General features: G+C 52.2%; 17 protein-coding genes and 1 pseudogene. 9 read left to right on the plus strand and 9 right to left on the minus strand.

Going from position 1 to position 19,308, the window contains the following annotated elements:
* Nucleotides 1–41: 41 nt before the first annotated feature.
* The 8 genes and pseudogenes from WB371_RS16520 to yihU form a co-directional block, all read right to left on the minus strand.
* A complete protein-coding gene (locus WB371_RS16520; protein ID WP_336221124.1) occupies nt 42–1,463 on the minus strand; it encodes an MFS transporter in 1,422 nt (473 codons plus the stop codon).
* Between the two features lie 44 nt (nt 1,464–1,507).
* Nucleotides 1,508–2,890 (minus strand): MFS transporter, encoded by a 1,383-nt coding sequence (locus WB371_RS16525; protein ID WP_336221125.1) that lies wholly within the window; start codon nt 2,888–2,890, stop codon nt 1,508–1,510.
* Between the two features lie 45 nt (nt 2,891–2,935).
* Nucleotides 2,936–4,972 carry an alpha-glucosidase gene (locus tag WB371_RS16530; RefSeq protein WP_336221126.1) on the minus strand — a complete coding sequence of 679 codons (2,037 nt, stop codon included), beginning with the start codon at nt 4,970–4,972 and terminating at the stop codon, nt 2,936–2,938.
* 123 nt (nt 4,973–5,095) lie between these two features.
* A pseudogene (locus WB371_RS16535) lies at nt 5,096–5,359 on the minus strand (sulfite exporter TauE/SafE family protein); the annotation flags it as partial.
* A gap of 113 nt (nt 5,360–5,472) precedes the next feature.
* On the minus strand, nt 5,473–6,381 hold the full coding sequence (locus tag WB371_RS16540; RefSeq protein ID WP_336221127.1) for an aldose-1-epimerase: 909 nt from the start codon (nt 6,379–6,381) through the stop codon (nt 5,473–5,475).
* Nucleotides 6,382–6,466: 85 nt separating this feature from the next.
* Nucleotides 6,467–7,708, minus strand: coding sequence for a sulfoquinovose isomerase (gene yihS / locus WB371_RS16545; protein ID WP_336221128.1), 1,242 nt, complete (start codon nt 7,706–7,708; stop codon nt 6,467–6,469).
* A 15-nt stretch (nt 7,709–7,723) separates the two neighbouring features.
* On the minus strand, nt 7,724–8,602 hold the full coding sequence (gene yihT / locus WB371_RS16550) for a sulfofructosephosphate aldolase (protein WP_336221129.1): 879 nt from the start codon (nt 8,600–8,602) through the stop codon (nt 7,724–7,726).
* 19 nt (nt 8,603–8,621) lie between these two features.
* Nucleotides 8,622–9,512, minus strand: coding sequence for a sulfolactaldehyde 3-reductase (gene yihU, locus WB371_RS16555; protein WP_336221130.1), 891 nt, complete (start codon nt 9,510–9,512; stop codon nt 8,622–8,624).
* A 166-nt stretch (nt 9,513–9,678) separates the two neighbouring features.
* Here yihU and WB371_RS16560 point away from each other — a divergent pair, with 166 nt between their 5' ends.
* The 7 genes from WB371_RS16560 to fabY all read left to right on the plus strand — a co-directional run bounded on the left by WB371_RS16560 (nt 9,679) and on the right by fabY (nt 17,505).
* Nucleotides 9,679–10,575 (plus strand): sugar kinase, encoded by an 897-nt coding sequence (locus WB371_RS16560; RefSeq protein ID WP_336221131.1) that lies wholly within the window; start codon nt 9,679–9,681, stop codon nt 10,573–10,575.
* A 32-nt stretch (nt 10,576–10,607) separates the two neighbouring features.
* The gene (locus WB371_RS16565) at nt 10,608–11,417 is read left to right on the plus strand and encodes a DeoR/GlpR family DNA-binding transcription regulator (protein ID WP_336221132.1); all 810 of its coding nucleotides are present in this window, start codon (nt 10,608–10,610) and stop codon (nt 11,415–11,417) included.
* 433 nt (nt 11,418–11,850) lie between these two features.
* Nucleotides 11,851–14,484 (plus strand): autotransporter outer membrane beta-barrel domain-containing protein, encoded by a 2,634-nt coding sequence (locus WB371_RS16570; protein ID WP_336221133.1) that lies wholly within the window; start codon nt 11,851–11,853, stop codon nt 14,482–14,484.
* 141 nt (nt 14,485–14,625) lie between these two features.
* Nucleotides 14,626–15,225 (plus strand): glucose-1-phosphatase, encoded by a 600-nt coding sequence (gene yihX, locus WB371_RS16575; protein WP_336221134.1) that lies wholly within the window; start codon nt 14,626–14,628, stop codon nt 15,223–15,225.
* A complete protein-coding gene (locus WB371_RS16580; protein WP_336221135.1) occupies nt 15,219–16,085 on the plus strand; it encodes a virulence factor BrkB family protein in 867 nt (288 codons plus the stop codon). Before yihX ends, WB371_RS16580 begins: the two co-directional genes overlap by 7 nt.
* Nucleotides 16,082–16,519 (plus strand): D-aminoacyl-tRNA deacylase, encoded by a 438-nt coding sequence (gene dtd / locus WB371_RS16585; RefSeq protein ID WP_336221136.1) that lies wholly within the window; start codon nt 16,082–16,084, stop codon nt 16,517–16,519. Before WB371_RS16580 ends, dtd begins: the two co-directional genes overlap by 4 nt.
* 44 nt (nt 16,520–16,563) lie before the next feature.
* A complete protein-coding gene (gene fabY / locus WB371_RS16590; RefSeq protein ID WP_336221236.1) occupies nt 16,564–17,505 on the plus strand; it encodes a fatty acid biosynthesis protein FabY in 942 nt (313 codons plus the stop codon).
* Here fabY and WB371_RS16595 read toward each other — a convergent pair.
* Complete coding sequence (locus WB371_RS16595; protein WP_336221137.1) at nt 17,475–18,446, minus strand: alpha/beta hydrolase; 972 nt, start codon at nt 18,444–18,446, stop codon at nt 17,475–17,477. The genes fabY and WB371_RS16595 overlap by 31 nt on opposite strands.
* 207 nt (nt 18,447–18,653) lie before the next feature.
* Between WB371_RS16595 and WB371_RS16600 the strand changes: the two genes are divergently transcribed.
* Both WB371_RS16600 and WB371_RS16605 read left to right on the plus strand, forming a co-directional pair.
* Entirely contained in the window at nt 18,654–18,896 is a 243-nt protein-coding gene (locus tag WB371_RS16600) for a CopG family transcriptional regulator (RefSeq protein ID WP_336221237.1), read from the plus strand.
* Nucleotides 18,896–19,282, plus strand: a complete 387-nt coding sequence (locus tag WB371_RS16605; protein ID WP_336221138.1) for a type II toxin-antitoxin system VapC family toxin — start codon at nt 18,896–18,898, stop codon at nt 19,280–19,282. Before WB371_RS16600 ends, WB371_RS16605 begins: the two co-directional genes overlap by 1 nt.
* Nucleotides 19,283–19,308 lie beyond the last annotated feature (26 nt).

Raw genomic sequence — 19,308 nt, forward strand, 5'->3', positions numbered from 1 at the left:
AAGCCGCCATCCATCAGGATGGAAAGAGCGGCAAGACATATTTATAGATTTACAGTAGCGACGGTTTTATTGTTATTTTTCACATCAGAGAGCGTGTTTTTCTTTTTCCGTTGGTTAATTTCCTCGATAATTAAAGCGAAACGCGCTTCATTAAGTTTATAAAAGAACCCCATGGTTAAAGCGGCTATCATCGCCAGACCACAAGGCCAGAGAAAAATGAGCTGGCGCAGTCCCAGTAATGTGGCATCGCTTTGCGCGATGTTTGGAATATAACCAATCTGGGTCAGCATTATGCCGGGTAAAAAACCCGCCAGCGCTGCCGAAATTTTCCGTGAAAAGGTATACCCCGTGTAGACGGACCCTTCTGCGCGAATACCTGTTTTCCATTCCCCGTAATCCACGGTATCCGGCACCAGCGCCCAGTTCAGGCTGTTCACGAAAGCGGTGCCAAAGAAGGCCATACAGGAGAAGGTCACAAACAAAAAAGACGTTCCGCCCCAGAAAAAATTCAGGACATCGCCAACAACCCACAGAATCAGCCCTCCGAGATACACCTGCTTTTTCCCAAAACGTTGGACAGTTGCAGGCACCAGCAGCACGCCTAGCAGAATGCATCCCATACTGAAGAACCCCATCCACGACAGCAGATGGATGTCGTTGAGCACATACTGGGTGTAATAGACCTGAATCGCCAGCTTGATGTTAAAGGCAGCCAGCGTACACAGATTCGCAATGCACAGCACCAGCAGAGGCGGATTGCGGAAAATCGCGCAAAACGATTTGAGGATGCTGGGTTTATGGTTATCTGGCGCAATGTCAATATAGCGCTCTTTCACGCCGCGGAAGCAGCACCACATACTGCACAGACCGCCCACGGAAAAAATCAGTGCAGCGATCAAATAACCCAGCGACGGCGAACGGGTAAACAACGCCTGAATGGGCATGAAACCGACGGTACACAGCAGCAGACCAATGGTTGCGCCCCCCTGACGCCAGGCGGCAAGCTGGGCGCGTTCATGCGGGTTTTTCGTTATGGCGGGCACCATCGCACCGTATGAGCAATTCATCAGGCTGTAAAACAGTCCGAACAGCATAAACAGCACGGTCGCCAGGGCCGTTTTTACCGTCAGGGTAAAGTCCGTGGCGATAAACTGCGCGCTGGCAACCAGCGCGACAGGGAAAGAGGCATACAGAATAAAGGGGCGGAATTTACCCCTAACGCCAATATTGCGGCGTGAATCCAGTAAGACGCCGGTCAGCATATCGGTAAAGGCGGTAAAGAATTTCGCCACCAGGAAGATAATCCCGCCGTAATACGCAGGCATCCCCAGTTCGTCGGTATAAAACTTGAGCAGATACAGTGTGCCGATACACAGCATCAGATTCGAGCCAAAATCCCCAATACCATAGGAGAACTTCTCACGTAGGCTCAGTTTCAGCGTTAGCGGATCATGGTCAGACATAATCGCCTCTCAAAACGCCCCGCAGGGCGTGAATTTTATGGCTATTAAGCCGGTTTTTTCCGGGCTTCAATTTCTTCCACAATGCGGACGTACATTTTTTCGTTGAGATTGTAGAAGCAACCCATCGCAATAATGGTGATGACCGCCAGTGCACACGGATAAATAAAGATGAGCTGTCTCAGTCCCTCTACCGTTCCTGCCGACTGCACGACGTTAGGCACATAACCTATCTGCGTCAGCATCCATCCCGGGAAGAAACCCGCCAGTGCTTGTGAAACTTTACGAAAGAAGGTGAAGCCGGTGTAGACCGTCCCTTCAGAACGCACGCCGGTGCGCCATTCGCCGTATTCCACCGTGTCGGACACCAGCGCCCAGTTCAGGCTGTTTACAAACGCAGAGCCGAAGAAGGCCAGACAGGAGAACGCGACAAAGCTGACCGAGCCGCCACCAAAGAAGTAGTTAAGCAGATCGCCTGCAACCCAAATCAGTAGCCCGCCGATGTAGACTTTTTTCTTACCAAAACGACGCACCATTCCCGGCATTAAAAAGACGCCGATAAAGATACAGCCCATGCTGAAAAAGCCCATCCACGATAACAAAATAGGGTCGTGTAAGACGTACTGGGTGTAATAGACCTGGATTGCCAGCTTGACGTTAAATGCGCCGAGCGTGCAGAGGTTGGCAATACATAAAATAAATAGCGGGCGGTTACCGGCGATGGCGCGAAATGACTGCAATAACCCCGGTTTCTGCGCGGCGTCAACGGGTTTGACCTCAACATAGCGCTCTTTCACCCCGGCATAGCACCACCACATGAAAAACAGTCCGAACAGCGAGAACAGCGTTGCGGCGAAGATATAGCCCAGTTGTGAGTTGCCTTCGATCAGGTTCATGACGGGCACAAAACCAACGGTACACAGCAACAGGCCAAGCGTGGCGCCACCCTGACGCCAGGCGGCGAGCGAGGCGCGTTCATCCGGGTTTTTGGTGATAGCGGGCACCATTGCGCCATATGAGCAATTCATCATGCTGAAGAACAATCCGTAGAGCATAAACAGCACGGTCGCCATGACGGTTTTCCCGGTGACTTCAAACGGGGTGCCGACAAAGTTAGCGATCGCCAGCAGCGTCACTGGAAACGCCGCGTACAGTACGAAAGGCCGGAATTTACCTTTTGGGCCGATTTTTCGCCGTGAATCGAGCATAATACCGGTTCCCATATCGGTGAACGCGGTAAAAAACTTGGCGATAAGAAAAATTATGCCGCCATATGTTCCCGGTAAACCGAGCACATCGGTGTAAAACTTCAGTAAATAGAGCGTACCGATATCCAGAAGAATATTGGAACCTAAATCACCCATTCCGTAGGCGAGTTTTTCCTTAAATGGCAAGCGTAGGGTTGCCGGATTGGTTATGTTTTGACTCATGATTATCCCTCATTTGCCCGTGAGTTTCCCCACGGGCGAGCCTTATCAGATGTGGCGTAAAGACATAAACAGCGACGCCCATTCACTTTTTGCGCGATAAAAGACCGGAGGCTTGCCTAACGGCGCGTCCACGGTCACTTCGCCACCGTTATGCGTTTCTCCTGTCCAGATATTCACCCAGCTATCCTCCGGCAGGTACAGCGTCCAGTGATGGCGACCCTGTTCATAAACCGGCGCGACCAGCAGATCCCTTCCCAGCAGATACTGGTATTTCAGGGTGTAGGTGTGCGCGTCGTCTTCGTAGTGCAGAAAGAGTGGGCGCATGACCGGCAGGCCGGTGGCAGCGTTTTGTGCGACCGCTTGCTTGAGGTACGGTTTCAGGGTGGTGAACACGGTCGTCATTCTGGCGAAATGGGCGATAGTTTCGTTATCGCTGTCGAACTGCCAGTTATCACCAGGACGGTTACCTTCGTGGGTACGCATCATCGGCGTGAAGGCGTTGAAATCACACCAGCGCAACAGCAGTTCTTTGCTGCGTTTCATCTCAAACAACGTGGTGTAACCGCCAATGTCGCTGTGATGCAGACCGTGACCGCTCATGCCTAACGACAGCGCGGCAGGCACGACGGAAGCAAGACCATCGTCCAGACTCCAGTCCACGTTTTGATCGCCTGCCCACATCATGGTGGAGTACTTCTGGCTACCGGTATAACCGGCACGCATAAAGAACAGGATTTCGCCCAGCTTGCCGGTTTCCTGTAGCGCTTCGTAGTTGCATTTAGCCCATAGCGCGGGCCAGGCGTTATGCATGATCTCCGCACTGACGCCATTGTGCAGAACCGTATCGGTCGGCAGATACTCGCCAAAGTCTGCCATCCAGCCGCCGCAGCCGAGTTCAATCATGTTTTTCTTGATAACATCTTTGAACCAGTCGTAGGCCGCCGGGTTGGTCAGATCGACAACACCGCCATAGAACTCACCGAATTCAACAAGGTAATCATTACCTATGATGTCTTTTGCCAGATAGCCCTGCTTTGCCGCTTCAGCGCACAGGTCTTTATCGCTGGCGACATACGGATTTATGTAGGAAAGGAACTGCACGCCTTCGGCTTTCCATTGCTTAATGCGGCTATCGAGTTGTGGATAGTTGTCGCGATTCCACTTCCAGTTCCACATCACGCGTTTACCGAATGAGGTCATGCGGATCCCGGACCAGTCCTGCGCCCAGATACCATTCACTTTCACCCCCGCACGGCGCATCGTATCCAGTTTCTTCTGGCAAATCTCAGTACCGCCCTGAATGCCGAGCGTGACGCCGTCATAAACCCAGTCAGGCAGTTCTGGCTGACGGCCTAACAGCGCGGTCAGTTTTTCCAGCAGCGCGATATAACTGTCGGCGCATTCAAAGCGCAGGGTGGTTTTTTCCTCCCACAGCGCCAGTTCGTGGTAATCCGGCGCGCTGAAGTCAAAATTCATGTAGCAACTGTTATCCACGTGGCAGTAATACTTCTGGGTACTGACAAATGTTGGCTGTGGGAAGAACGTCCAGTAATAGTCGCCGCCCGCATTTTCTTTGCAGTCGGCCTGCCAGGTAACGTAGCTGTGCTTATTACGGCCCACCCCTTGTTCGCTGGTCCACAGCGGGAAAGGTTTCCCGCGCAGATCGAAGTAAGAAAATTGCTCGCCGCAGCCGTAGATGTGGTCTTCAGCGTTAGCCGCCAGCCGTAACCAGATGCGGTTGTGGTTACAGTCGTCATTGTGCAGATCGAACTGCAAACGGCCCGCTTCATCGGCAGAGATGTGCAGCGTTGCGTGAATGGCATCGCCACGACTAAACCGAATCTGCCAGCCATCGGGGACGTCGCTGATCGTGGCCTCAGTCAGGGCAATTTTCTCGTTCAGCTTATCCTTGATGCTAAAGTTGCCGCGAAACATATCGATATCGGCGACACCCGCGCCCACCCACAGACACGGCTTTTCTGCCGTATGCTGCAGGAGCACGCGTTGCTGATAACGGAGCGTAAAACCCGTAGTCATTTTTTCTAACTGAACAGAGGGTAACAATCGGTTTTGCGTACTCATTTAAACGTCTCCATAACATTGAGGCGCGCGAGCATTGTGGTGGAACAGAGACGGTTATTATTGATTGGCGTTTAACCGTTATTGTCGACCTTGTATGCAGCGCAGAAAATAGAACCGGATTATTTATTGGCTGGCATCCGCCTTACGTAGCTCCGCTATTTTTTTACCCACCAGTAACTGCAATACAGCTAAAAGAGCAAAAATGTGATAGCGGAAATACCCATTGCACCTTTTATTAGCATCGCACCGGAGGCAATGAATAAAAAAACTAAAGCGCGGAATGCTTTTACTGAAATTGCATAACTTGCCGTACATTACGACCGGTGACCCATTGGTGGAGAACGCCGCGCCCAGCACACCAGCAACAGATCCCAGAAGGGCACTGATTACCACGCCATCAGATGTAAATAATGTGAAGAAATCCATTATCTTTCCTTTATTATCATATGCTTTTAAAAAGGGTGACTCTGGATATTTTCAGGTCCAGAGTGATGAATTTTTCAGGCAGAATAATTTGCTGCCGGCAATTTATTCCCTCGAATGTTAAACGTTAACGTGTGCTGTTGTTCTGGTTCGAGGATGATGACATCTGTCCCGGAATTAAATGCATTGGGTGGGCAACTCATCGGTTCAATAGCGAGGCCACGACGATTTAACTTTTCGCCACTGTAAACCTGTACCCACGGCTGATCTGAAAACAAACTCACCGATAATTTCTGTTGCTGATGAATAAGCTGTATTTCCCATGGGAGAGCGTGAGTCCGGAAAGTATGATCAATGCTCCTGTCACCGATATGTCGCAAAGTGGTGTAGTCCAGGTCCATTTCCTCGACGGTATGCAATTCTGTCGGGTTCGCGTTGGCATCGACCGCGAAGACCTGTTTTGCCGGAAGCTGCAACAGATAGTCATCCACAGGCGCTAAATTGCAGGTTAAATAGGGATGAGCGCCCGCTCCGTAAGGGGCAGGTTGAAGACCGCTATTTTGACAGATGATGTCAACCGTCAGCCCCGTGTCTGCATCCAGCGAATAGATAACCTGCGACATCAACGAAAAGGGATAGCCATAGCTGGGGGGTAAAAACAGCGTAAGAGAAACCCTTGAAGCCGTTTGCTCCTGAATCTGCCAGTCGCGCCAGGCGAGTAAACCGTGAATGGCGGCCTGAGAACGGTGCTCATTGATTGGTAACTGGTAGTCCTGTCCCTCATACTGATAGCAGCCGTTGGCAATACGATTCGGCCAGGGGATCAAGACTTTCCCCAGATGAGCCAACGGCATCTCTTCCGGATTGTGCGGTATCACCAGATGGTTACCCTGCCATGTGAGTTCGGCAAGACCGGCACCGACTGAAACAATCTGTGCCCGGTAATCACCTGCCGCGAGTAAAATAGTCTTTCCACCACTATGCATACACGTCACCTGCCTGAAAGAGACTCTGACTGAACCACGGCACAGGCAACTTCATGAGTAGCCCGGCCGTGTTTTGTTGACGGTCCTATTTCGCGTTAATATCCAGCAAGCCCGCTGCCACGGCCGGTGCCAGACCCGGTGCTAAGGGAATACGTGGAATCACCAGGCAGTGCAGTAAATGATAAATATCCTGCTTGCCATCCCAGACTTTGGTGGTGACTTTGTTGTCTGCATCCAGCTCCTGCCACCATGAACCATTTTCATAATCCATCAGATACTTAATGCAGTATTCCCACCAGGTCTGATACCAGGTTTCGTATTGACGGTCGCCTGTGACGGTATACAGCGCATACGCCGTCCCCATCGCTTCTACGATCGGCCAGCGTACGCGTTCGCGAACAATAGGTTTACCGTCCCAGTCGACGGTGTACACGATGCCGTCTGCGCCATCGGGCGCCCAGGCATCGCGAATAGTGGCATGGAAAAGACCTTTGGCATCTTCCAGCAACCAGGCCGGAGGCTGCTCGCAGCGGGCTTCTAAAGCGGCGTGGATGTGTAACATCAAGCGGCCCCACTCGATCCAGTGGCCAGGCGTACCGCCATAGGCGCGGAAGCGGTGAGCGGGATTGTCTTTGTTGTAATCGCGAAGAGGATTCCACTGAGCATCGAAATGTTCATTCACGCGATAGTCCCCTTTGCGGGCGACATCATGAATGATGACTGAAGCGATGCGGATTGCGCGATCCAGCCATTTTTTGTCGTGGGTGACGTCATAGACAATCAGGAAGGCTTCAACGGCATGCATATTGGCATTACCGCCGCGATAATCCTCGGTTTTGCTGAATGCCTCATCCCAGGATTCCAGGCACATCTGCTCGTCTTCACTCCAGAAGTATTTTTCAATCACCTCGATGGCGTAATCCAGCAGTTTTCTGGCTTCGGGATGTCCGGTGGTGACCGCGCTGGCGGCACCTAACAGTGCAAAGAAATGTTGATAACCCTGCTTGGAGGCATCCACGACGCCTTTGTCATTCACACAGGCATACCAGCCGCCGTATTTTTTATCACGCAGGGCGCCGTTCATGGCTTTAATACCATGATCGACCAGAGTGTAAGCGCCCGGTCTGCCCATCGCCGCAGCGACGGAATAGACGTGCAGCATGCGCGCAGTGATCCAGAGATGTGTTCCCATCTCCTCTTTTATCTGCCCTTTATTACCCAGCCAGCCGAATCCGGTAGCAACCGCTGCGTTTTTGCCAAAGTTAAAGATGCGGTCGGTTTCCTGCTCCAGCCAGCGGTTGTGGCTCAATGTGTTAAACCATTTCATTCTCTCATCCTCGTATTAGCGGCGGCGGGCCATCATTTCATCGACAATTTCACCCAGACGTTGCAACTTAGGCGCAGAAACATCACGCAGCATCAGCTCGCTGTCCGGGAGACCAACCACCGACGACCAGACCGCACGACCGGCGAGGAAGCCAGAAGCACCCGCGCGCATTGCTACGCTGACCGCACGAGGGAACAGTTTTTCATCCACACCGGAAGAAAGAATGACCCACGGCATATTGATGTGTTCGTTCAGATGCTGAGAGGCGCTGAGCAGAGCCTCCTGAGTGCCTTTGCCATACAGCGGCATTTCAACTTTATAGAGATCGGCTCCGCTGTCGCCCAGCTCTTTGGCCGCTTCAATAATGGCCTGTTCACGATCGAATTTGTCCCCGCGGCGAGGTGGACGTACAACCGGCTCGATAATGCTCAACAGGCCGTTGTCATGACACAGCGTATTGAACGTTTTCACCATCTCCAGACGTTGCTGCGGGTCTTCATCGCTACGCCAGAGCACCAGCAGTTTCAGGGCTTTCGCACCATCCTTTTTTACCGTCTGCGGATTGATATTTTTATCAATCACGACACTATCGACCGGAATGCCGTTGCCGGGAATAAAAGCATCGGCGGCGACAATCATGGCGCAGTTTTTCGCGACCGCGTTCTGCTCCACCACCTGGCGGTAGCAGAACTGCTGATCCAGCAGAATCGCCGAGGCATACGGAGAGAGGATTTTAGCGGCGTTGACCTTAAAATCCGTCAGATGCTGGTCAGTGACTGGCGTTGGGGCGCCTGCGGCAGCAAACATCAGGCGCATCGCTTCACGCTGATCCACCGCCAGCATGGCAAAACCGCCGGAAGGTCGGGTGATATCTTTCAGGGTGTACGTAGTCATACTTCAGTCCTTTTATGTATCAAAGAGGGGTGTTCAGTCCGGCAGCGTGGCGAACCTGTTCAAGGATGGCGGTCCAGTCCTGCTTGCCCCGGCCTGCGGCCCGCGCCTGGTTATAGACTTCACGGGATGCGGCACCGAGCGGCATGGGAACATGCAGTTGGTTGGCAACGTCCAGCGCGATACCCAGATCTTTGTGGGCCAGATCGATCATAAAGGCCGGGGAAAGATCGCCTTTCAGCACTTTATTCGGCCACGACGTGGTGAAGTGGCCTTTCCCGGCGGGCGTTCCGCTCATCACTTTTACAGCCACGTCAAAGGAGAGCCCCAATGCTTCACACAACACTGCGGCTTCAGAGGACAGCGCATTGAGCGCGATGCTCATGTAGTTGTTGATTAACTTCACGCGGATCCCCATCCCAGGGCCGCCTGCGTTGATCAATTCATTGCCCATTGCCATCAGCACCGGCGTGGCGCGCTCGACCTGGTCCGGCGTTCCCCCTGCCAGCAGCAACAATGTGCCTGCGACGGCGTGATCGGACGTGCGACCGACCGGACAATCCATCATGGCGAAGCCTTTGAGACGCATGTCAGCAATCAGTTTGTCGGTTTGCAACGGGTGAATGGTCGACATATCAATCACCAGTGCCTGCGGGGAGAGGCTTTCACAGACGCCTTCTTCACCGAATAACACATGGCGTACCAGATCGCCGTTGGGCAGCATCGTGATAACAAACTCAGCGCCTTTTGCGGCCAGCGACGGGGAGCTGGCGGGTTGCGCCCCTTTCTCTGCCAGGCGTTGTACGGCATCGGCGTTAATATCAAAAACGCTGAGTTGGTGACCCTGCTTAAGTAAATTGCTCGCCATCGGGGCACCCATTTGCCCTAATCCGATAAATGCGATAACTGCCATATCGTTCTCCTGAAGCGTTGATGTCAATTTTTGTCATTTTCATACGGCTGTTTTTGTCTGTTTTTGATCGTATTTGTAATTTATGGTCAAAAAATTGACAGCCGTCACTTTTTAAACATTTTGTGAAATTAAAATGATCTCATCCCGAAATGCTTAAGGAATGACCATGATTCGTATTGCTTGTGTAGGTATAACCGTGATGGATCGCCTTTATTACGTTGAAGCGTTACCCACGGAAGGCGGAAAATATGTGGCAAATCACTATGCGGAAGTGGGGGGCGGGCCTGCTGCGACTGCCGCAGTAGCGGCGGCGAGGCTGGGTGCGCAAGTGGACTTTATAGGTCGGGTGGGCGATGACGACACCGGGAATAGCCTTCTGGCGGAACTGGAATCACTGGGGGTAAATACCCGTTACACACGACGCTATGCGGGGGCAAAGTCGTCGCAATCGTCAATTATGGTGGATGCAAAAGGGGAGCGGATTATCGTTAATTTTCCCAGTCCTGACCTGCCGCTGACTGCGGAATGGCTTGGTGATATCGACTTTGCTCAGTGGGATATTGTGCTGGCGGATGTTCGCTGGCATGAAGGGGCAAAACAGGCGTTCACGCTGGCGCGTCAGGCGGGCGTGAAAACGCTGCTGGATGGCGATGTGACGCCGCAGGACATTAGTGAGCTGGTGGCCTTAAGCGATCATGCCGCATTTTCGGCACCTGGACTGGCGCGTCTGACAGGGATCAAGGAGACGGTGGCTGCGTTAAAACAATCACAAACGCTCACAAATGGTCATGTCTATGTTACGCAAGGTCGTGAAGGATGTGACTGGATAGAAAATGGCGCGCTTCGACACCAGCCCGGATTTACGGTAGATGTTGTGGATACCACCGGGGCAGGCGATGTTTTTCACGGTGCGCTGGCGTTTAGCCTTGCGTCAGGCGACTCTCTGCAACAGTCTGTCAGATTCGCCAGCGGAGTGGCGGCACTGAAATGTACACGCCCCGGCGGGCGGGCTGGGATCCCTGACTGTGATCAAACCCGCTCTTTCCTGTCACTTTTTGTATAAAATGCAGGGTAATGGTTTTTCGAGGAATTTTCATGAGTCTTACGGAACTTACCGGTAACCCACGGCATGATCAGTTGCTGTCGCTCATTGGCGAGCGCGGTTATATGAATATTGACGAACTGGCGGACCTGCTGGACGTTTCCACGCAAACCGTGCGTCGGGATATTCGTAAACTGAGTGAACAGGGACTGATCACCCGCCATCATGGTGGTGCAGGTCGGGCATCCAGCGTCGTTAATACGGCATTTGAACAACGTGAAGTGTCGTGGACAGAAGAAAAGAAAGCCATCGCGGAAGCGGTGGCGGACTATATCCCTGATGGATCGACGATCTTTATTACCATTGGCACTACCGTGGAGCAGGTGGCGCGTGCGCTGTTAAATCACAATCATCTGCGCATTATCACCAACAGCCTGCGGGTGGCGCATATTCTCTATAACAACCCGCGATTCGAAGTGATGGTGCCGGGTGGCACGTTGCGCCCGCATAACAGCGGTATTATTGGTCCTTCCGCTACTGCGTTTGTCGCCAATTTTCGTGCAGACTATCTGGTTACCAGCGTAGGGGCGATTGAAAGCGATGGCGCGTTGCTGGAGTTTGATGTCAATGAAGCCAGCGTGGTGAAAACGATGATGGCCCACTCCAGACATATTCTTCTTGCCGCCGATCACACCAAATACCACGCTTCCGCGGCGGTAGAGATTGGCAATGTCTCAGCGGTTACCGCGTTGTTTACCGATGAACTCCCCGGGCCGGCCCTCCATACCCTTCTTCAGTCTCATCAGATTGAGATAGTGCAGGTGAATCCGGATCAGGATGACGCAGTTTCTGCTACCGCGTAATCTCTCTTTCAAATAAACCGTCGTACACTTCCGTTCAGGCGGTTTTTTATCACAAAATATAAAAATAGTTAAACGTCCTGGTGTTTTATCTAAAATTCTTAATTTCGCCAGTTTTCTAAATAACCGCGTTGTGTGCCTATTGATTTATAAACCTTTTTAATCGCTATTTAATTCCGTAAAAGAATACCCAGGAATTTTATAAATAAATGAATGGAAGTTTGAGTAATCTATTCTCACCTCATTCTATGACCCGTTGACAGAATATCTAAATAATTGTATTAATCGCGAAAAGGAAAAGGCTCATAAATTTCAAGGTAAGTAAATCTTTAATCTATTAAAGAATAATGAACCCGCTTTGCTTTTAATAAATTTATTTTAACTTCGTTGTTTACGCTCTTATCCGAAGAAAGAGTAGTACGGAAAAGGTATTCCTATGTCAAAACAAAAAATGAAATGCAAACCACCCTCGCCGGGGAAATTAGCACTCTGTATCGCCAGTGCGCTGGCTCTCGGAGGCGTTAGCGGGCAGGTTGCTGCGGCTTGTAGCTATAGCACCACAGCACAACTCTTTTGCGACAACACTACAATCTATCACTACGGCAATCCACTTGGCGGAGCGGGAAGAGACTACAGTGGATTTGATGAAGTACGTATTGACACGACTTCAGACGGTTCCACCAACGGGTTAACCGGATGGGGCGTTTATATTGATAATACTGGCTATAAATTTAAAAACCTTGTTATCAACACAACAGGCTCTGCGGCAGACGGTATCCATTCAAAAAACGCAGGTGGTAAGCTGGTTGCCGATAATATTTATATCACCGCAAAAGGTGGGAGCGCTGATGGGATAAATATCGGTCGCGAACTCCAGGCGGATTATTCTATTGTTGAAGTTAATGGTGATGTGACCGTAGATGCTGAAAATGGAATGGGGTTACGTGCTAACGCATCTGCGAATAAAGATAACGCCCAGTCATCCATTATCATACATGGTGATACCGATATTGTTACACGTGGGCCTGGGGGCATGAATACAGGTTACGGTATTTATGCTGGCAGAGATCCGGCACAACTGACAGGAACCGCAAGAGGAAATGCAGATATTACGCTCAATGGCACTGCTACCGTCTCGACGTCAGGTCGAAGCGCACATGCAGTGTATGCGGGCCGTAAAGGAACCATCAACCTGAATAACGTTGATTTAGCAACCTCCGGAACCACTGCTCATGGCGTTTACGCCTATTCTTCCACTGAATCAGCAACCGTGAACCTTGGTGGTAATACGAAAATTCAGGTGGCCGATAGTAGCGCTTATGCTATTTACGCGTATGGTTCCCAGGCTGTTGTGCGTTCATGGGATTACGCTTCCGATAGCGCTGACTCCGGGGTGTACGACATTAAGGGCGATTTACGTGCTTATTATGGCGGCACCATGGATTTGCGTATGGAAGAGGGTAGCCACTTCGTAGGAAAAGCCGACTCTTCACAACAGAATGCTAACGCGTCCTATCATGGTTCTTTGGATCTGAACATGAAAGGCGCAAGCAGCCAATGGACGATGACAGGGAACTCTATCGTCTCCAACCTGACGCTGGATCAATCGACCCTGAGCTACAGTTCTGACGGTGTGTCACGCGACGATGGGGGAACCTTCAAAACGCTGACGGTGATAGGTAACTACATCGGTACCAATGCGCTGTTAGTGCTGAACACCGTACTGGAAGGGGACACCTCTTTCACCGATAAACTCATCGTGCAGGGCGATACCTCAGGCAACACCAATGTCGGTATTAACAACATTGGCGGGGTTGGTGAGCAAACCGTTGACGGGATTAAGATCGTTGAAGTTGCAGGCAACTCTGACGGTACGTTCACGAAAGCAGGCCGTATCGTAGCAGGTGCGTATGATTATAACGTGGTGAAGAAAGACAGCGACTGGTATCTGACCAGCCAACTGTCACCGGTTGATCCACCACCGGTTGAGCCGCCGCCCGTTGAGCCGCCGCCGGTCGATCCGGAGCCAGAACCCGATCCGGATCCGGTCGACCCGACGCCGCCTACGCCGCCGGTACCCACCCCAGACCCTATTGAACACCAGTATCGTCCTGAGTTTGGTAGCTATCTGGCGAACAACTATGCGGCGAACACGATGTTCATCACTCGTCTTCATGACCGTCTGGGCGAAACCCAGTATACCGATATGCTGACCGGTGAAGAAAAAGTCACCACCATGTGGATGCGTAATGTCGGTGGCCATAACCGCTTCACCGACGGCAGCGGACAGTTGAAAACCACCGCTAACCGTTATGTTCTGCAGTTAGGCGGCGACCTGGCGCAGTGGAGCAGCGACGGCCTCGATCGCTGGCATCTGGGCGCAATGGCCGGTTATGCCAACCAGAAAAGTAAAACCCGCAGTAACGCCACGGGCTACGCTTCTCGTGGTCAGGTCGATGGTTACAGCGTAGGTTTATACGCGACCTGGTACGCCAACGAAGCGGATAAGACCGGTACCTATCTGGATAGCTGGGTGCTGTACAACTGGTTTGATAACACCGTTCGCGGCGATCATCTGGCCAGCGAAAGCTACAAATCGGATGGTATAACGGCGTCTGTTGAAGGGGGTTACAGCTTCCTGGTCGGCGAAAGTGAGAACAAAACTTACTGGATCCAACCGAAAGCACAGGTCATCTGGATGGATGTGCAGGCCGATACACACCGTGAACACAACGGGACGGTCGTGAAAGACAAAACGGACGGCAACCTGATGACTCGTCTTGGCGTGCGTGCTTACCTGAAAGGCCACGCGGCGAAAGATGTGGATAAAGGCCGTGAGTTCCAGCCGTTTATTGAAGCGAACTGGATCCACAATACCAATAACCAAACCGTACAGATGGGCTCCATCAAGGACGAAATTAGCGGTACGCGCAATATCAGCGAGCTGAAAGTGGGTATCGAAGGGCAAATCAACCCACGTCTGCAGGTATGGGGTAACGTTGCACAGCAGATGGGCGACAACAGTTACAGCGATACCTCTGCTATGCTCGGGGTGAAATACAGCTTCTGATAACCCAATAGTGGTTATCTCAGGACAAGGCGATGCTTAACGGCATCGCCTTTTTTCATTCATCTTTTCCCCAATGGGTCCATAGTCAAATTGCGCCTTTCCCGCTACAGTTATTCATCCACGGCAAGTAAGGAGAGGGACATGCTCTATATCTTTGATTTAGGTAATGTGATTGTCGATATCGACTTTAACCGCGTGTTAGGGACCTGGAGCGATCTAAGCCGTGTACCGCTGGCGTCGCTAAAGCAAAATTTCAGGATGGGAGAGGCTTTCCAGCAGCATGAACGTGGCGAAATCACCGACGAAGCGTTTGCCGAAGCCCTGTGTCATGAGATGGATTTGTCGCTGAGCTATGAACAGTTCTCTCACGGCTGGCAGGCTGTTTTTGTCGCGCTGTGCCCGGAAGTTATTGACATCATGCGTAAATTGCGTGAGCAGGGGCACCGTGTGGTGGTGTTGTCGAACACCAACCGGCTGCATACGACGTTCTGGCCGGAGGAATATCCGGAAATTCGTGGCGCCGCGGATCACATCTATTTGTCGCAGGAGCTGGGTATGCGCAAACCAGAAGCGCGTATTTATCAGCACGTTTTACACCAGGAAGGTTTTTCGCCGGATGAGACCGTCTTTTTTGACGATAATGCCGATAATATAGAAGGGGCCAACCAGTTGGGGATTACCAGCATTCTGGTGACCGACAAAACCACCATCCCGGACTATTTCGCGACGTTGTTATGCTAAAAACGGTGCATCAAAAAGCCAGGCACCATACCCGACCAATTTGGGCCTGGCTAAAACTACTCTGGAAGCGTATTGATGAAGATAACATGACGACGCTGGCAGGGAATCTTGCCTATGTCTCATTGTTATCATTAGTGCCGCTGGTCGCCGTCATCTTCGCTCTTTTCGCGGCGTTTCCCATGTTTTCTGATGTCAGCATCCAGCTAAGGCACTTCATTTTTGCCAACTTCATACCAGCAACAGGCGATGTGATTCAACGCTACATCGAACAGTTTGTCGCCAACTCCAATAAAATGACGGCGGTAGGGGCGTGTGGGCTGATAGTCACCGCGCTGTTGTTAATGTATGCCATTGATAGCGCACTGAATACCATCTGGCGCAGCACGCGTACGCGACCGAAAGTGTATTCCTTTGCCGTGTACTGGATGATTCTGACGCTTGGGCCGCTGCTGGCCGGGGCGAGCCTTGCCATCAGCTCTTATCTTCTCTCGTTACGCTGGGCCAGCGAACTCAATACGGTGATCGATAATGTTCTGCGGCTCTTTCCACTGATTCTCTCCTGGCTGTCATTCTGGCTGCTCTACAGCGTAGTTCCCACCACGCGGGTGCCAAACCGCGATGCGATTGTCGGTGCCTTTGTTGCCGCCCTGCTTTTCGAAGCAGGAAAGAAGGGATTCGCGCTTTATATCACCATGTTCCCGTCTTATCAGCTCATTTACGGCGTTCTGGCCGTGGTCCCAATTTTGTTTGTCTGGGTGTACTGGACCTGGTGTATCGTCTTGCTTGGCGCGGAAATAACTGTCACTCTCGGGGAATACCGCAAACTCAAACTAGCCGCAGAAGAAGCAGACCAACCATGATTGCATTAATTCAGCGCGTAACCCGTGCCAGCGTCACCGTGGAGGACGAAGTGACGGGTGAAATTGGCTCAGGACTTTTAGTGTTGTTAGGTGTCGAAAAGGATGATGACGAGCAGAAAGCGAATCGCCTGTGCGAACGCGTACTCGGCTACCGAATTTTTAGCGATGCCGAAGGCAAAATGAACCTCAACGTGCAACAAGCTAGCGGGAGCGTGCTGGTGGTTTCGCAATTTACGCTGGCGGCGGATACCGAACGCGGCATGCGCCCGAGTTTTTCTAAAGGAGCAACGCCGGAGCGCGCTGAAGCCCTGTACGACTATTTTGTCGAACGCTGCCGCCAGCAGGAGATGAATACGCAAACAGGGCGTTTCGCTGCGGATATGCAGGTTTCGCTCGTGAATGATGGCCCCGTAACGTTCTGGTTACAGGTATGAATCAGCTTCCGGCGTGGCCGCGAGTAACAAGAGAGAGTACCGCTATGTATCACCTTCGAGTACCGCAAACAGAAGAAGAATTAGAGCGTTACTATCAGTTTCGCTGGGAGATGTTGCGCAAGCCGCTACATCAACCCAAAGGTTCCGAGCGCGATGCCTGGGACGCGATGGCGCATCACCAGATGGTGGTGGATGAAGAGGGCAACCTGGTGGCTGTCGGTCGTTTATACATCAATGCCGATAACGAGGCCTCAATCCGTTTTATGGCCGTTGACCCAACGGTACAGGAGAAGGGGCTCGGAACGCTGATGGCGATGACGCTGGAATCAGTCGCCCGTCAGGAAGGCGTTAAACGCGTGACCTGTAGCGCTCGCGAAGACGCAGTCGAATTTTTCGCCAAACTGGGGTTCGTCAATCAGGGTGAAATCACCACGCCACAAACCACACCGGTTCGCCATTTTTTAATGATCAAACCCGTTGCCTCGCTCGACGACATTTTGCATCGCGGCGACTGGTGCGGGCAGCTTCAGCAGGCCTGGTATGAACACATTCCGCTCAGCGAAAAAATGGGTGTACGCATCCAGCAATATACCGGACAAAAGTTCATTACCACGATGCCGGAGACCGGCAATCAAAACCCGCATCACACGCTGTTTGCCGGAAGTTTGTTTTCGCTGGCGACGTTAACCGGCTGGGGGCTTATCTGGCTGATGCTGCGCGAGCGCCATCTGGGTGGGACCATTATTCTTGCCGACGCGCATATTCGCTACAGCAAGCCTATTAGTGGCAGGCCGTCTGCCGTTGCCGATCTGGGGTCGTTGAGCGGCGATCTCGACCGCCTGGCGCGCGGGAAAAAGGCCCGCGTCCAGTTACAGGTCGAACTGCTGGGCGATGAGACAACCGGCGCCATCTTTGAAGGAATCTATATCGTTCTGCCCGCCAAACCGTTTGGCCCCTATGAAGAAGGCGGAAACGAGGAGGAGTAGGCGTACGCTTTATCGGCCACCGTTTTTTCGCGAAGCATTCCCGCCCGCCAGGCGAGGTCCTGCATCGCGTTGCGTGCCGCATGGCTGATGCCGCCGAGCTGGAAAAATCCGTGAATCACGCCGAGATAGCGCTGACAGGTGCAATCAACGCCCTGCATCGTCAGCCGCTGGTAGAGTGTTTCGCCTTCGTCGCACAGCGGATCATATTCAGCAGTGATGATATGGGTCGGCGGTAAACCGTTGAAGTCATCCCGCCAGAGCGGACTGGCTTCGGGGTGCTGGCGATCGGTGTGGGGGAGATACCATTCATATCCGGTTAACAGCGTATCGCGGGTAATAATGTAATCCAGACCATTACGGTTATAGCTTTCACAACTGGCGGTCGCGTCAAGCATCGGATAGATCAACATAAGTTGTGCGGGCAACCACTGTTTTGCTGCTTTCAGGCGCAATGCGGTGACCAGCGCCAGGTGTCCGCCCGCGCTGTCTCCGGCCAGCGTGATGCGCTGACGATCGATGCCCAGTTTCTCGGCGTATTGCCAGATTAGGTGAGCGCCTTTTTCGGCATCGTCATGCGCCGCAGGAAACGTGTGTTCTGGCGCGAGGCGGTATTGTATGGCAATTACCCGGCAACCGCTGGCATACGCCAGTTGCCGTAACTGATTATCATGGGTCGCGAAGCCACCGCTTACAAAACAGCCGCCGTGATAGTAGATAACGCAGGGCAAAGCGCCCGAAGCGTGGCGCGGCGATACGACGCGCAGCGTCATTCCCTCCAGCTCAACATCCCTGACCTCTACGCGCGTTTCCGTCTCTCCCGCGAGGACGGTACTGGCGACATAGCCCGCCCTCCGATCATCAATACGTTGCCGACGCGCAGAAGGGCGACCCGCCGCGATAAATTCCTCGACCTGTTGTGCGATACCGTTTTCAAGCGCCATTTTCTTAATCCCTTAAATCTGTATGAATATACAGTGTTATAACCTGGTTTTTCGTGAAAGAGAATGGTGGTTTTTGGTCAGGGTGAAATTCTGGAAAGCGCCTCGCAAAAGAGAGAGTCATGGCGGAGATCGCTTTTTCCCCGCTTGCCGACGGTGTATGTTGTTTGAAAATTATTCGCCATTGATATACTGGAGGTATATGTGAGCATGATGGCTGGAATGGACATGGGCAGAATATTACTCGACTTATCCGATGAGATGATCAAACGCCTTGATGATCTCAAGCAGCAGCGCAACCTTCCACGCGCCGAATTGCTGCGCGAAGCGGTTGAACAGTACCTTGAAAGGCAAGGCCAGGCTGAAATCACAATTTCCAATGCGCTGGGGCTCTGGCAGGGCTGTGAGGAAGACGGCGTAGAGTATCAGAGGACGCTGCGCGAGGAATGGTAATGCACAAGGAACCTGCGCTGTTCGATACCAATATCCTGATTGATTTATTCAGCGGGCACCAGGAAGCGCAGCGGGTACTGGAAGCGTATCCGCCGCAAAATGCCATCAGCCTGATCACCTGGATGGAAGTGATGGTGGGGGCAAAAAAATACCATCAGGAATATCGTACGCGCGTGGCGTTGAGTGCGTTCAACATCATCGGTGTATCACCGGAAATTGCTGAGCGAAGCGTGAATCTCAGGCAGGAATACAGGATGAAACTTCCGGACGCGATCATTCTGGCTACTGCGCAGATTCATCGGTTTGCGCTTGTGACGCGCAACATCCGGGATTTTGCGGGGATCCCGGGCGTCATTACGCCTTATCAGTTGCAGACCGGACGGTAAGCACCGCCCGGTATCATACGTTGAAG

Origin of the sequence: Citrobacter amalonaticus, from assembly GCF_037053465.1 — a bacterium.
GTDB lineage: Bacteria > Pseudomonadota > Gammaproteobacteria > Enterobacterales > Enterobacteriaceae > Citrobacter_A > Citrobacter_A amalonaticus_H.